The sequence below is a fragment of the Bordetella genomosp. 5 genome (assembly GCF_002261315.1).
Lineage (GTDB): Bacteria > Pseudomonadota > Gammaproteobacteria > Burkholderiales > Burkholderiaceae_B > Bordetella.
In genome coordinates this window covers 280,447-294,673 of the sequence record NZ_NEVP01000010.1, presented here as the reverse complement: position 1 = coordinate 294,673, position 14,227 = coordinate 280,447, and the positions used below count along the sequence as shown (strand labels likewise).

General features: G+C 65.8%; 13 protein-coding genes. 6 read left to right on the top strand and 7 right to left on the bottom strand.

Features of this window, described 5'->3' with window-relative positions; all coding sequences use genetic code 11:
- The first annotated feature begins 45 nt into the window (after positions 1-45).
- Both CAL25_RS16790 and CAL25_RS16785 read left to right on the top strand, forming a co-directional pair.
- On the top strand, positions 46-879 hold the full coding sequence (locus CAL25_RS16790; protein WP_094802059.1) for an RIO1 family regulatory kinase/ATPase: 834 nt from the start codon (positions 46-48) through the stop codon (positions 877-879).
- The gene (locus CAL25_RS16785) at positions 876-2,249 is read left to right on the top strand and encodes a replicative DNA helicase (protein WP_094802057.1); all 1,374 of its coding nucleotides are present in this window, start codon (positions 876-878) and stop codon (positions 2,247-2,249) included. Before CAL25_RS16790 ends, CAL25_RS16785 begins: the two co-directional genes overlap by 4 nt.
- 63 nt (positions 2,250-2,312) lie before the next feature.
- Here CAL25_RS16785 and CAL25_RS16780 read toward each other — a convergent pair whose 3' ends face one another.
- The 6 genes from CAL25_RS16780 to CAL25_RS16755 all read right to left on the bottom strand — a co-directional run bounded on the left by CAL25_RS16780 (position 2,313) and on the right by CAL25_RS16755 (position 8,513).
- Positions 2,313-3,281 (bottom strand): bile acid:sodium symporter family protein, encoded by a 969-nt coding sequence (locus tag CAL25_RS16780; protein ID WP_094802055.1) that lies wholly within the window; start codon positions 3,279-3,281, stop codon positions 2,313-2,315.
- A 141-nt stretch (positions 3,282-3,422) separates the two neighbouring features.
- Entirely contained in the window at positions 3,423-4,721 is a 1,299-nt protein-coding gene (locus tag CAL25_RS16775) for a UDP-N-acetylglucosamine 1-carboxyvinyltransferase (protein ID WP_094802053.1), read from the bottom strand.
- A 32-nt stretch (positions 4,722-4,753) separates the two neighbouring features.
- Positions 4,754-5,752 (bottom strand): 4-hydroxythreonine-4-phosphate dehydrogenase PdxA, encoded by a 999-nt coding sequence (pdxA, locus tag CAL25_RS16770; protein ID WP_094802051.1) that lies wholly within the window; start codon positions 5,750-5,752, stop codon positions 4,754-4,756.
- A 114-nt stretch (positions 5,753-5,866) separates the two neighbouring features.
- Positions 5,867-7,537 (bottom strand): PhoH family protein, encoded by a 1,671-nt coding sequence (locus tag CAL25_RS16765; protein WP_094802049.1) that lies wholly within the window; start codon positions 7,535-7,537, stop codon positions 5,867-5,869.
- Positions 7,538-7,593: 56 nt separating this feature from the next.
- Positions 7,594-8,058: a peroxiredoxin gene (locus CAL25_RS16760; protein ID WP_094802047.1), complete on the bottom strand. Its 465-nt coding sequence runs from the start codon at positions 8,056-8,058 to the stop codon at positions 7,594-7,596.
- Entirely contained in the window at positions 8,055-8,513 is a 459-nt protein-coding gene (locus CAL25_RS16755) for an Mth938-like domain-containing protein (protein WP_094802045.1), read from the bottom strand. Before CAL25_RS16755 ends, CAL25_RS16760 begins: the two co-directional genes overlap by 4 nt.
- A 236-nt stretch (positions 8,514-8,749) precedes the next feature.
- On the opposite strand from CAL25_RS16755, the gene alaC reads away from it, so the two are divergent.
- From alaC to CAL25_RS16735, 4 genes are all read left to right on the top strand, one after another.
- Positions 8,750-9,937, top strand: coding sequence for an alanine transaminase (gene alaC, locus CAL25_RS16750; protein ID WP_094802043.1), 1,188 nt, complete (start codon positions 8,750-8,752; stop codon positions 9,935-9,937).
- Positions 9,934-11,238, top strand: a complete 1,305-nt coding sequence (locus CAL25_RS16745; RefSeq protein ID WP_094802041.1) for a homoserine dehydrogenase — start codon at positions 9,934-9,936, stop codon at positions 11,236-11,238. Before alaC ends, CAL25_RS16745 begins: the two co-directional genes overlap by 4 nt.
- A complete protein-coding gene (gene thrC / locus CAL25_RS16740) occupies positions 11,235-12,647 on the top strand; it encodes a threonine synthase (protein WP_094802039.1) in 1,413 nt (470 codons plus the stop codon). Before CAL25_RS16745 ends, thrC begins: the two co-directional genes overlap by 4 nt.
- Positions 12,648-12,833: 186 nt before the next feature.
- Positions 12,834-13,055, top strand: a complete 222-nt coding sequence (locus CAL25_RS16735) for a YgdI/YgdR family lipoprotein (RefSeq protein ID WP_094802037.1) — start codon at positions 12,834-12,836, stop codon at positions 13,053-13,055.
- 145 nt (positions 13,056-13,200) lie between these two features.
- Here the strand turns inward: CAL25_RS16735 and CAL25_RS16730 are convergent, their stop codons facing one another.
- Positions 13,201-14,220 (bottom strand): class 1 fructose-bisphosphatase, encoded by a 1,020-nt coding sequence (locus CAL25_RS16730; RefSeq protein WP_094802035.1) that lies wholly within the window; start codon positions 14,218-14,220, stop codon positions 13,201-13,203.
- Positions 14,221-14,227: the final 7 nt, after the last annotated feature.

Below are 14,227 nucleotides of genomic sequence, written 5' to 3'. Positions count from 1 at the left end.
GCAGCACCTGCCCCCGGTGCGCCCTTGATGTTTCAGAGGATTGGTTTGACACAGTCGCCACTACACCAGAATGCGCCGCCCGGCCTGCGTGCCTGGCTGGAAAGCGCCGAAGCGGCGCGGGTGAAGTCGGTCAAGGAAGTGACCATCGACGGCGTGCGTTGCGTCGTCAAACGGCGCCGGCCCAGCGTGATGCGCGGCCTGAGCTACGTGCTGCGATATCTGCGCGCCTTTCTGCTCGGACTGGGCTGCAAGATCCTGCTGGGCGAGTTTCCGCGCCCCGGCGTGCTGCTGCGCAACGGCCTGGAATACGAAGCCCAGCGTCTGCGCCGCCTGCTGCAGACCGGTTGCCGCGTCCCCGAAGTGTGGTGGCAGGAGCCCGGTACCGTCGTGCTCGAATACGTGGGCGAATCGCTGCCGCCGCTGCTGCGCCAGGCCGACACGGCCGAGCGCCTGCGCCTGACCCGCATGCTGGCCGCGGATCTGGCGGCTTTCCATGTGCGCGGACTCTGGCACGGCGGCGCCCAGGTGCGCAACGTCACGATGCGCGACGGCCTGCTCTGGCGCATCGATTTCGAAGAGAACATCGGCGGGGCGCTGTCCTTGCCCCTGGCGCAGGCCTATGATCTGTACCAGACCCTGAACTCGGTCATCGCGCTCGGGCGCATCCCCGACGCCGACCGGCCAGTCATGGGTAAACTGATTCTCGAAACCTATTTCGACGTCAATCCCGATCCCGCCGTGCGCGCCGCGCTGAACCGCCTCGCCCGCATCATCTGCGGCCTGGCTCGCGTGCTGCAGCCCCTGGCCGGCAAGATTCCCGGCAGCGACGTCCGTGCTTTTTTCCGGGTGGCCGACACCCTGAGGTCTTTTCTGCGATGAATACCCCTGCCGACAAGCAGCTCGAATATCTGCGTGTGCCGCCTCACTCGATCGAGGCCGAGCAATCGGTGCTGGGCGGGCTGTTGCTGGACAACGCCGCCTGGGACCGCATTGCCGACGTCCTGACCGAAGAGGACTTCTACCGTCATGACCACCGCCTGATCTGGCAGTCGATCGCCAAGCTGATCTCGCTGGCGCGTCCCGCCGACGTGATCACGGTCAATGAGGCGCTCACCACGGCCGGCAAGTCCGAGGACGTGGGCGGCCTGGCCTACCTGAACGCCCTGGCGCACAACACCCCGTCGGCCGCAAACATCCGCCGCTACGCCGAGATCGTGAGCGAGCGCGCCACGCTGCGCAAGCTCGTGACGGTGGCCGACGAAATCGCCGCCGGCGCGCTCAACCCGCAAGGCAAGGAAGCACGGCAGCTGCTCGACGAGGCCGAGTCCAAGGTCTTCAAGATCGCCCAGGAAGGCGACAAGGGCGGCGGCGGCTTCAAGGAAATCCAGCCGCTGCTCACGCAGGTGGTCGAGCGTATCGACGAGCTCTATCACCGCGACAGCGACTCCGACGTGACCGGCGTGCCCACGGGCTTTGCCGATCTCGACAAGATGACCTCCGGCCTGCAGGGCGGCGACCTCGTCATCGTGGCGGGCCGTCCGTCCATGGGCAAGACCTCGTTCTCGATGAACATCGGCGAGCACGTCGCCATCGAGCAGGGCCTGCCCGTGGCCGTGTTCTCGATGGAAATGGGCGCGGTGCAGCTGGCCATGCGTATGCTGGGCTCGGTCGGCATGCTCGACCAGCACCGGATGCGTACCGGCAAACTGATCGCCGAAGACTGGCCCCGCGTCACGCACGCGGTGCAGCTGATGCAGGACGCCCAGGTCTACATCGACGAAACGCCGGCACTGAGCTCGATGGAAGTGCGCGCGCGCTGCCGTCGCCTGGCGCGCCAGTGCGGTCAGCTCGGCCTCATCATCATCGACTACCTCCAGCTGATGTCGGCCAACTCGGCGGGCGAGAACCGCGCCACCGAAGTGTCCGAAATCTCGCGCTCGCTGAAGGGCCTGGCCAAAGAGCTGAACTGCCCGCTGATCGCGCTGTCGCAGCTCAACCGAAGCCTCGAGCAGCGTCCGAACAAGCGTCCCGTGATGTCCGACCTGCGCGAATCGGGCGCCATCGAACAGGATGCGGACTTGATTCTGTTCATCTACCGCGACGAGGTCTACAACCCCGATTCGCCGGACAAGGGCTCGGCCGAGATCATCATCGGCAAGCAGCGTAACGGCCCGATCGGCACCGTGCGCCTGACCTTCCAGGGCATGAGCACGCGCTTCCTCAACTACACCGCGCAGCCGCAGTACTGAGCGCAGGCGCTACCCAAAACAAAACGGCCCCGCGGGGCCGTTTTGCATGGGGCGCCGGAGATGTCACTCCGGGCGGCGCGCGTAGCGCGAGGCGAGCACCGCGCACACCATCAGCTGGATCTGGTGAAACAGCATCAACGGCAGCACGATGGCGCCGACGGCCTGGCCGGCGAAGATGACCTGGGCCATCGGAATGCCGCTCGCCAGGCTCTTCTTGGAGCCGCAGAAGAGCAGGGTGATGCGATCGGCGACGTCGAAGCCGAACAGCTTGCCCATCAGTTGCGAGCCCAGCAGCGCCAGCGCCAGGATGATGGCGCAGCAAGCCAGCAGACCGAGCAGGGCGGGCACGGGCGTGTTCTGCCACAGGCCTTCGTTCACGGCCTCGGAGAACGCCGTGTACACCACCAGCAGGATCGAGCCCTGGTCGACCCATTTCAGCATCGACTTGCGGCGGTGGACCCAGGCGCCGATCCAGGGGCGCAGCAGCTGGCCCAGCACGAAGGGCAGCAGCAGCTGCAGCATGATCTTGCCGACGGCATCGAAGGAGATCGGCGCGGCTGCCGTGCTGGCGACCACCGTGCCCACGAGCAGCGGCGTGATGAAGATGCCGAGCAGGCTCGAGGCCGACGCACTGCAGACCGCGGCCGGCACGTTGCCGCGCGCCATCGAGGTGAAGGCGATCGCGGATTGCACCGTGGCCGGCAGGCAGCACAGGAACAGGATGCCGAGATAGAGCTCGGGCGTCACGAGCGGCTCGAGCACGGGCTTGAGCGCCACGCCCAGCAACGGAAACATCAGGAACGTCGCCGAGAAGATCGTCAGGTGCAGCCGCCAGTGCGTGACGCCGGCGACGATGGCGTCGCGCGAGAGTCGTGCGCCGTGCAGGAAGAACAGCAGGGCGACCGCGATATTGGTGATCCATCCGAAGATCTCGATGCCCTGGCCGTGCGCGGGCAGCAGGCTGGCGATGATGACGGTGGTGACGAGGAGCAGGGTGAAGCGGTCGGGCAGAAAGCGGGCGAGGCGGGACATGGGGCAAGCGTGAGGTTGGACCGATGAAGCGCCGCTATTGTAGACCTCGTTGCAAGGTCTGTCGGTCAGTTTGTATTCAGGTCTGCGGACAGGCGGACATCGTGCGGGCGCGCCACGGCGCCCGCACGATGACAGGAGGCGTCAGTCTTCGGCCGTCCACTCCACATCCGCGCCGAGTGCCCGGAGGTTTTCGACGAAGTGCGGGTGGGCGCGGCGGATCGGGGCGGCATAGCGGATCTCCGATCGCCCGCTGATGCTGGCCGCCACCATGAACAGCGCGATGGCCACGCGAATGATGTAGGGGCTTTCGACCACCGCGGGCGTGAGCGGCCCGCCGCCGAACGTGATCAGGCGATGCGGATCCGACTGGAACACGTGAGCGCCGAACTTGCCGAGCTCGGTGGACCAGCCCAGCGCGCCGTCGTAGACCTTGTTCCAGAACATCGCGTTGCCCTGTGCCCGCACGCCCAGCGCAATGAAGATGGGCAGCAGATCGACCGGCACGTACGGCCACGGCGCCGCCTCGACCTTGGTCAGCACGTTGCTCGTGAACGGCGTCTGCACCTTGAGCGGGCCATCGCGCAGCGCGCGCGACCAGCCGTTTTCGTGGACGATCTTCACGCCGAACTTGGCGAACGTGCGATCGATCAGCGGGAAGTCTTCGGGCGTGGTGTTGCGCACGACGACGTCGCCGCCGGTGATCGCGCCCAGCGCCAGGAAGGTGGTGATCTCGTGGAAGTCTTCGGCGAAGCGGAACTCTCCGCCCTTGAAGGGCTGGCCGCCATGCACCGTGAGGCGCGAGGTGCCCAGGCCTTCGATGCGCACGCCGATGAGCGTCATGAAGCGGCAGAACTCCTGCACGTGGGGCTCGGAGGCGGCGTTCGTGAGCGTGGACGCGCCGCTCGCGGCGGCCGCGCACAGCACGAAGTTTTCGGTGGTGGTGACGGAGGCGTAGTCGAGCCAGTGATCGGTGGGCGTGAGGCGCGCGCCGCGCACCAGCAACGAGCCTTCGGCGCGCTCGACTTCACCGCCGAAACGGCGGAACACTTCGACGTGCGGATCGATCTCGCGCACGCCCAGCGTGCAGCCCTTGACGTTGTCTTCGAGGCGCGCCACGCCGAAGCGGGCGAGCAGCGGCGGCACCAGCATGATGGAGGAGCGCATCTCCTCCGGCAGGCGATGGCGGCTGGCGTCGAACGTGGTGGCGTGATGGTGCAGATCCAGCGTGCGCGTGACGGGGTCGAGCTTCACGTCGCTGCCCAGCGTGCGGAAGATCTCGAGAATCTTGCGCACGTCGGTGATGTCGGGCACGCCATGCAGCCGCAGCGGCGCATCGGTGAGCAGGGTGGCGCACAGGATCGGCAGCACCGCGTTCTTGTTGGCCGACGGATGGATTTCGCCGCGTAGCGGGGTGCCGCCGTGAACGATGAGACTGGACATGGTGATGAATGTTCTGAAGTCGGGGGTGAGGCTCAGGGCGTCATGGACAGGGCCAGGTCGAACGCGGCCACCAGCGACGCCGGATCGGCGATGCCCTGGCCGGCGATGTCGAAGGCGGTGCCGTGATCGACGCTCGTGCGCACGAAGGGCAGGCCGACGGTGACGTTGACACCGTGGTCGATGCCCAGATACTTGACCGGGATCAGGCCCTGGTCATGGTACTGGGCGACCACGATATCGAACTCGCCGCGGCGTGCCCGCATGAAAATGGTGTCGCCGGGCCAGGGGCCGGAGGCATCCAGGCCCTCGGCCCGCGCCTGCGCCACGGCCGGCGCGATGATATCGATGTCTTCGCGGCCGAACTTGCCGTCTTCGCCGGCATGCGGATTCAGGCCGGCCACGGCCACGCGGGGACGGGCGATGCCCATCTGGCGGCAGGCGCGATCGGCCAGCCGGATCGCGCCCAGCTCGGACTCGGGCGTGATGAGCGCCATCACGTCGGCGAGCGCGACGTGAATCGTGACCAGCAGCACGCGCAGCTCGTCGTTGGCCAGCATCATGGCGAACTGGCGGGTCTGTGAGCGCTCGGCCAGGATTTCGGTGTGACCCGGCTGGTCGATGCCGGCCAGGTGCATCGAGTGCTTGTTCAGGGGCGCGGTCACGATCGCCCGGATCGTGCCGGCCTGCGCCGCGTCGATGGCCGCGCAGAGATAGTCGTAGGCGGCCTGGCCGGCGGCGGCGTTGACCTTGCCCAAGGGCAGGTCGGCCGCCAGCGGCGCGACGGTGCGGACCACGTCGATGCTTCCGGCGTCCGGCCGGGCCTCGCGCGCGTCGTCGATCTCGCGGACCGCCAGCCTTGCGCCCAGCGCCTCGATCGTCCGGCGCAGCACCCCGGCATCGCCGTAGACCACCACCGGCGCGCCCAAGCCCTGGGCGCAGGCCTTGACGATGATCTCCGGGCCGATGCCGGCGGCATCGCCCATGGTGATGCCCACGGGCAGGGCGGAGGAAGCGGGAGCGGATTCGGTCATGGAGGGGCGGGAGGAGCGGCAGGCGTAACCGTGACAATATAGGATGCTACACCGAGCCAGAAAAAACCCGCGCCGAAGCGCGGGTCGGGGATGGCGCGATGACGCGGCGTGGGGTCAGAGCACGTCGCCGGCGTAGTCGGCCAGACGCGAACGCTCGCCCCGCTGCAACGTGACATGGCCCGAATGCGGCCAGCCCTTGAAGCGGTCGACCACGAAGGTCAGGCCCGAGCTGCCCTCGGTGAGGTAGGGCGTGTCGATCTGGGCGACGTTGCCGAGGCAGACCACCTTGGTGCCGGGGCCGGCACGCGTGATCAGCGTCTTCATTTGCTTGGGCGTGAGGTTCTGCGCCTCGTCGATGATGAGGTACTTGTTGAGGAAGGTGCGGCCGCGCATGAAGTTCAGCGACTTGACCTTGATGCGCGAGCGGATCAGGTCCATGGTGGCGGCGCGACCCCAATCGGCCCCGCCTTCGCCATCGCCCATGTTGAGCACGTCGAGGTTGTCCTCGAGCGCGCCCATCCAGGGCAGCATCTTCTCTTCTTCGGTACCCGGCAGGAAGCCGATGTCTTCGCCCACCGGCACCGTGACGCGGGTCATGATGATCTCGGTGTAGCGCTTGGTCTCGAGCACCTGGGTGATGCCGGCCGCCAGCGCGAGCAGCGTCTTGCCGGTACCGGCCTGTCCCAGCAGCGACACGAAATCGCATTCGGGATTCATCAGCAGGTTGAGCGCGAAATTCTGCTCGCGGTTGCGGGCGGTGATGCCCCAGACGTTGTTCTTGCCGTGGGTGTAGTCACGCAGCGTGGCCAGGACGGCGGTCTTGCCGCTGACCTCGCGCACCTGCGCGTACAGCGGCATCTGGCCTTCGAAGAAGACGAACTGGTTCACCACGAACTGCGCACACAGCGGGCCGCGGATGCGGTAGAACGTCGTGCCGCCCTGTTGCCACGATTCGACGTCCTTGCCGTGCTTGTTCCAGAAGTCTTCGGGCAGCTGCATCACGCCCGAGTACATCAGGTCGGAGTCTTCGAGGACGTGATCGTTGTAATAGTCTTCGGCCGCCATGCCCAGCGCGCGGGCCTTCAGGCGCATGTTGATGTCTTTCGACACCAGCACCACCTCGCGGTCGGCGTACTTTTCCTGGAGCGCGCGCACCACCCCCAGGATCTGGTTGTCGGCCTTGCCCATGGGCAGGTCCGACGGCAGCGTGCTGTGGATGGCCGTGGTCTGGAACATCAGGCGCCCGGTGGCGTCCTTGTTGCCCAGCTTGTCGAGCGCCAGACCCTCGTCGAGCTGCGCGCCGTCCTGCACCAGGGCGTCGAGCGAACGGCTGACCTGGCGGGCGTTGCGCGCCACTTCCGACATGCCCTTTTTCTGATGATCCAGCTCTTCGAGCGTCATCATGGGCAGGAAGATGTCGTGTTCTTCGAAGCGGAAGATCGACGTGGGATCGTGCAGCAGCACGTTGGTGTCGAGCACGAACAGCTTGCGCGGCTCGCCGGACGCCGGGGCGTGCGTCTTGCGCGGTGTGCTGGCGGTGCGGGGAGGCTTGGCGGTCTTGGCCGCCGGCGCGGGTTTGGCAGGAACGGCTGCAGGGGCTTTGGCCTGCGGCTCAGGGGCTTCTTTGCGGCCTGGTGCGGTCAATCCTTCGAGTTCGGGCTGAACCAGCAGATCCTCGTCGTCGAGGTCGGCGCTGGCGTCCCCCCGGGGCTTGGCCCGGGCGGCCTCTCCAGAAGGAAAGGTCAGGATCGCTGCGGGTCGGGTAGGCAACTTCGGAAGCGGCATAAGGGTCAATCTCCTGTGTAAGCCGGCTGAATGCCTGACATAACCGATATATGAGGCTAGCCGATGCTCTTGGCGGCCTGCAGGACTTCCTTGGCGTGGCCGGGCACCTTCACCCCGCGCCACTCCTGCACCAGCACACCGTAGGCATCGATCAAGAAAGTGCTGCGTTCGATGCCACGCACCTGTTTGCCATACATATTCTTCTGCTTGATGACGCCGTACAGATTGCACACGGTTTCGTCGGCGTCGGAGATGAGGGGGAAGGGAAGTTCGAACTTGGTTTTGAAGTTCTCGTGAGACTTGAGCGAATCGCGCGAAATGCCCAGCACGATGGTGCTGGCGCCGAGGAACTCGTCGTGCATGTCGCGGAAATCCTGGCTCTCGGTCGTGCAGCCCGGGGTGTTGTCCTTCGGGTAGAAATACAGCACGACCGCGCGGCCCTGGCACTGTTCCAGACTGACCGGGCCGATCGTGCTTTCAGCCGTGAACAGAGGGGCGGGCTTGCCGATGGTTGCGCTCATGGAGAGATCTCGTCGGTGGGCAGCAGGGCGACGACCACGCGCCGGCCTTCCGCCATAAGGATGTTGTAGGTACGGGCGGCCGCCTGGGTGTCCATCACCTCGACGCCGACGCCGGCCATGAGCAGCGGGCGCAGGACTTCGGGAGGCAGCATGCGTTGGCGCAAACCGGTGCCCACGATCAGGACTTCGGGCGAATCGGGCGAGCGCGTGAGCGTGGTGCTCTCGGGTTCGTCGAGAAAGGCCAGGGGATCGCGGGCGGGGGCTGCCAGGCCGGCGGCCTGCTGAAGCAGGGCGGCGGTGATGTCGGTCGCGACTCGGACCGGCCATTCGGTGACGTCGCCTTCGGGGCCAAAGGCGACCGCGTGAGAAAATCTTGCCTGGTTGACCTCGATATAGCCCTCGCCATAGGCGGTGACCGTGTTCAGGGCCGACGCAGGATCAGTATGCAGCTTCAATAAATACTCCGGCTTATACGGGTCCGATGATAGCGCATCGCCGTGACGGTATGTTGCAGGGGAATCACGGGGGCGCCGGGGACACAGCGCGGCCCATTTGCCGGACGGGCACGCTTGCGCTAGATTACAAGGTTTTGTTGCGCCGCAATCGCGCAAGAACCATGCCCGACGCCGCGCCACGCGTGCCCCCCGGGTTCCGACACCGTCTCATCCCCTCGCCATTTAGGATCATTCCCATGAGGAAGTTCTCTCGCATCGAGCGCCTGCCCCCGTACGTTTTCAACATTACTGGCGAGCTCAAGATGGCGGCCCGGCGTCGGGGCGAAGACATCATCGACATGTCGATGGGCAACCCGGACGGCGCCACGCCCAAGCACATCGTCGACAAGCTGGTCGAGGCCTCGAGCCGCGAGACCACGCACGGCTACTCGGTGTCCAAGGGCATCCCGCGTCTGCGCAAGGCCATCTGCGACTGGTATCAGCGCCGCTACGCCGTCGAGTTCGATCCGGATTCCGAAGCCATCGTCACGATCGGCTCCAAGGAAGGCCTGGCTCACTTGATGCTGGCGACGCTCGATCGCGGCGACACCGTGCTGGTGCCGAACCCGAGCTACCCCATCCATATCTACGGCGCCGTGATCGCCGGCGCCAACATCCGCTCCGTGCCCATGACGCCCGGCATCGATTTCTTCGAAGAGATCGAGCGTGCGGTGCGCGAGTCGATTCCCAAGCCCAAGATGATGATCCTGGGCTTCCCGAGCAATCCCACGGCGCAGTGCGTCGACCTGTCGTTCTTCGAGCGCGTAGTCGCCCTCGCCAAGGAGCACGACATTCTGGTCGTGCACGATCTGGCCTACGCCGACATCTGTTTCGACGGCTACGTGGCGCCTTCCATCATGCAGGTGCCGGGCGCGCGCGATGTCGCCGTAGAGTTCTTCACGATGAGCAAGAGCTACAACATGGCGGGCTGGCGCATCGGCTACATGGTGGGCAACCGCGAGCTGGTGGGCGCGCTCGCACGCATCAAGAGTTATCACGACTACGGTACGTTCACGCCGATTCAGGTGGCATCGATTGCCGCGCTGGACGGTCCGCAGGATTGCGTGAACGAGATCGTGGCCCAGTATCAGCGCCGGCGTGATGTGCTGGCGCGCGGTCTGCACGAAGCAGGCTGGAATGTGGAAATCCCGAAGGCGTCGATGTACATATGGGCGCAGATCCCAGAGCCCTACAGGGCAATGGGCTCTTTGGAATTCTCCAAGCGTGTCCTGTCGGATGCGAAGGTCGCCGTGTCCCCCGGGATCGGCTTCGGCGAGTATGGCGACGAATACGTGCGCTTCGCTCTTATCGAAAACGAGCAGCGCACCCGCCAGGCGGTGCGCGGCATCAAAGATATGTTCCGCAAGGACGGTTTGCTGAAATGAATCCCATGAAGGTCGGCCTGTTGGGCCTGGGCGTGGTCGGTGGCGGCACCTGGAGTGTGCTGTCCCGCAACGCCGAAGAAATCGCACGTCGCGCCGGACGGCGCATCGAAGTCAGCCGCATCGCGGTGCGTGACGTGGCCAAGGCCCGCGCGCGCGTGGGCGAGGGCATCGATATCTCCACCGACGTCAACGCGCTGGTGCGCGATCCGGACATCGATATCGTGGTCGAGCTGATCGGCGGCGATACCGTGGCCCGCGAACTGGTGCTCGAAGCCATTGCCCAGGGCAAGCACGTGGTCACCGCCAACAAGGCGTTGCTGGCCAAGCACGGCAACGAGATCTTCGCCGCGGCTTCCGAGCGTGGCGTGATGGTGGCCTTCGAGGCCGCGGTGGCGGGTGGCATTCCCATCATCAAGGCGATCCGCGAAGGCCTGACGGCCAACCGGATCGAGTGGGTGGCCGGCATTATCAACGGCACCACCAACTTCATCCTCTCCGAGATGCGCTCGCGCGGCCTGCCGTTCGCCGAGGTGCTGGCCGAGGCCCAGCGCCTGGGCTACGCCGAGGCCGATCCCACCTTCGACGTCGAAGGCGTGGATGCCGCGCACAAGCTCACGCTGCTGGCCTCGCTCGCCTTCGGCGTGCCGGTGCAGTTCGACAAGGCCCACATCGAGGGCATCTCGCAACTGGCCCAGGAAGACATCGCGCACGCCGAGAAGCTCGGCTACCGCATCAAGCTGCTGGGCATCACCAAGCGCCGTGCCGAAGGCATCGAGCTGCGCGTGCACCCCGCGCTGGTGCCGGCCGAGCGTCTGCTGGCCAATGTCGAAGGCGCGATGAACGCTGTGCTGGTGCGCGGCGACGCCGTCGGCCCGACGTTGTACTATGGTCAAGGCGCCGGTGAAGAACCCACCGCCTCGGCCGTGGTGGCCGACCTGGTCGACGTGACCCGCCTGCATACCGCGGACCCGGGTAATCGCGTACCGCACCTGGCCTTCCAGCCCGATGCGATGTCCGACCTGGCGATCCTGCCGATCGAGCAGGTGAGCACCTCTTACTACCTGCGCCTGCGCGTCGACGACCAGCCCGGTGTGCTGGCCGACATCGCGCGCATCCTGGCCGATCGCGGCATCTCGATCGGGTCGATGATCCAGCAACCGTCGCACATCGGCGGCGCCGACATCATCTTCCTGACCCATCAGGCCGTCGAGGGCAACGTCAACCAGGCCATCGAGCGCATCGAATCCCTGTCGTTCGTGCGCTCCAAGGTGACCCGACTGCGCATGGAAAACCTCACATGAAGTACGTTTCGACCCGTGGCGGCATGGCCCCGCAAGCGTTCTCCGACATCCTGCTCGAGGGCCTCGCGCCCGACGGCGGGCTGGCGATTCCCGAGACCCTGCCCCGCGTCGACGCCGCCACGCTTGAATCCTGGCGCGGCCTGGATTACGCCGGGCTCGCCTACGAGGTGTTGTCGCTCTTCGCGACCGACATCCCGGCCGACGTGCTGCGCCGCCTGACCGCGGCCGCCTACAACGAACAGGTGTTTTCGAGCGAAGACATCGTGCCGTTGCGGCCGCTGGGCGGCGAGCTCAAGCTGCTGGGCCTGTCCGAAGGCCCGACGCTGGCATTCAAGGACATGGCCATGCAGTTCCTGGGCCAGGTTTTCGAATACGTGCTCACCGAGCGCAACACCACGCTCAACATCGTGGGCGCCACGTCCGGCGACACCGGCTCCGCTGCCGAGTACGCGCTGCGCGGCAAGAAGGGCGTGGCCGTGTTCATGCTGTCGCCCCACGGCCGCATGAGCACGTTCCAGCGCGCGCAGATGTATTCGCTGCAAGACGAAAACATCCACAACATCGCGGTGCGCGGCGTGTTCGACGAGGCCCAGGACATCGTCAAGGCTTTGGCCGGCGATCTGGACTTCAAGAACCGCTACCGCCTGGGCGCCGTCAATTCCATCAACTGGGCCCGCATCGCGGCACAGGTGGTGTACTACTTCCACGGCTGGCTGCGCGCGACCGACGAGGGCGGTGCGAAGGAAGTCTCCTTCGCGGTGCCGTCCGGCAACTTCGGCAACATCCTGTCGGGCCACATCGCCCGCAGCATGGGTCTGCCGGTGCGCCGCCTGGTGCTCGCCACCAACGAAAACAACGTGCTCGAAGAGTTCTTCCGCACCGGCATCTATCGTCCGCGCGGGCCGCAGCACACCTACGCGACCTCCAGCCCGTCGATGGACATTTCGCGCGCCTCCAATTTCGAGCGCTTCGTGTTCGAGCTGGTCGGCCGCGACGCCGACCGCGTCAAGGCGCTCTGGGCCCAGCTCGCCGAGCAGGGCAGCTTCGATCTGTCGGAGCGTCAGCCCGACTTCGAACGCCAGTATGGCTTCGTGTCCGGCGTGAGCAACCACGACGACCGCCTGGCCACGATCCGGCAGGTGTACGAGGAGAGCGGCGTCCTGATCGATCCGCACACGGCGGACGGCGTGAAGGTCGCGCGCGATTTCCTCGAGCCGGGCGTGCCCATGCTGGTGCTCGAGACCGCGTTGCCGGCCAAGTTCTCCGACACCATCGAGGCCGCGCTGGGGCATCCCGTCCCGCCGCCGCTGGCACTGGCCGACCTCGAATCGCTGCCGCAGCGTGTCACCGTCATGGACTGCACGCAGGCGGATGTGCGCGCTTTTATCGAGGCCAACGCCAAGATCTGAGCGCCGCGCGTTGCGCGGAGGCCCCATCCGGACGCGTGCCGGGTGGGGTTTTTTCATGCTTGTTACGTTTTCGCCGGGATCTGTAGCGGCGGATACAGACCCATGCACTTTGACCACAACCCGTCACCGGCAAGGCGGCTTCGCGCAGGTACAGTGAATTCACCTTAAGACAAACGGAGAACGCCCATGCGCTTCAAGAACATGACGCTAGCCCTTGTCCTGACCGGTGTCGGCGTGATGGCCGGCTGCTCGTCGCCCACCGTCGTGGAAAAGCGTGACGGAAGTCAGGTCATGACGTCGGACGAGCCCGATTACAACAAGAAGACCGGTATGTACGAGTACGAGAAGGACGGCAAGAAGGTCCAGATGAACAAGGACGACGTGAAGACCATGGAACAGGTCAAGTGATCGCGGGCCATCGCTGATGGCCGGGTGATTGCGATCCGCCCGCCGATGACGGCCCCCAGGGGGCGCCAGCGGCGGGCGGTTTTCATTGAAAAGGCCGTACCGGCTTGCGCGGGTACGGCCTTTTCGTTCGAGCAGCGGAAGGACGTCAGCCCGCCGCGGCCTCCTGGTGATAGCGTCCGACGCGCTCGACTTCGTTCTTCGAGCCCAGGATCACGCTCACGCGCTGGTGCAGCTGGTCCGGCTTGATGTCGAGGATGCGTTCCACGCCGTTGATCGAGGCGCCGCCTGCCTGTTCGACGATGAAGCTCATCGGATTGGCTTCGTACATCAGGCGCAGCTTGCCCGCCTTGCCCGGTTCGCGCGCATCCCAGGGATACATGAACACACCGCCGCGGGTCAGGATGCGATGCACGTCGGCCACCATCGAGGCGATCCAGCGCATGTTGTAGTCCTTGGCCAGCGGGCCGGTGACACCGGCCAGGCACTCGTCGATATAGCGTTTGACCGGGGGAGCCCAGTGGCGCATGTTCGACATGTTGATGGCGAATTCCTTGGTGTCGGCGGGGATGCGCATGTTGTCGTGCGTCAGCACCCACGAACCCATTTCGCGATCGAGCGTGAAGCCCACCACGCCATGGCCCACGGTGAGGACCAGCATGGTCTGCGGGCCGTACACGGCGTAGCCGGCCACGACCTGCTGGCTGCCGGGCTGCAGGAAATCCTGTTCGGTCACGGGGGCGCCCGCGACGTGGTGCGGCGCGCGCAGCACCGAGAAGATTGTGCCGATCGACACGTTCACGTCGATGTTCGACGAGCCGTCGAGGGGATCGAACAACAGCAGGTATTCGCCCTTGGGATAGCGGTTGGGAATCGGATGGATCGTTTCCATCTCTTCCGACGCCATGGCGGCGAGGTGGCCGCCCCATTCATTGGCTTCGAGCAGGATCTCGTTGGACATGACGTCCAGCTTCTTCTGCACTTCGCCTTGCACGTTTTCGCTATCGAGGCTGCCGAGCACACCGCCCAGCGCGCCCTTGCTGACGGCGTGGCTGATGGCCTTGCACGCACGCGCGACCACTTCGATGAGCAGTCGCACTTCGGGTGCGATGGCCTCGGCCGAGCGCTGTTGCTCGACCAGGTATTGAGTCAGGGTTTTGCGTTTCAAATGAGCC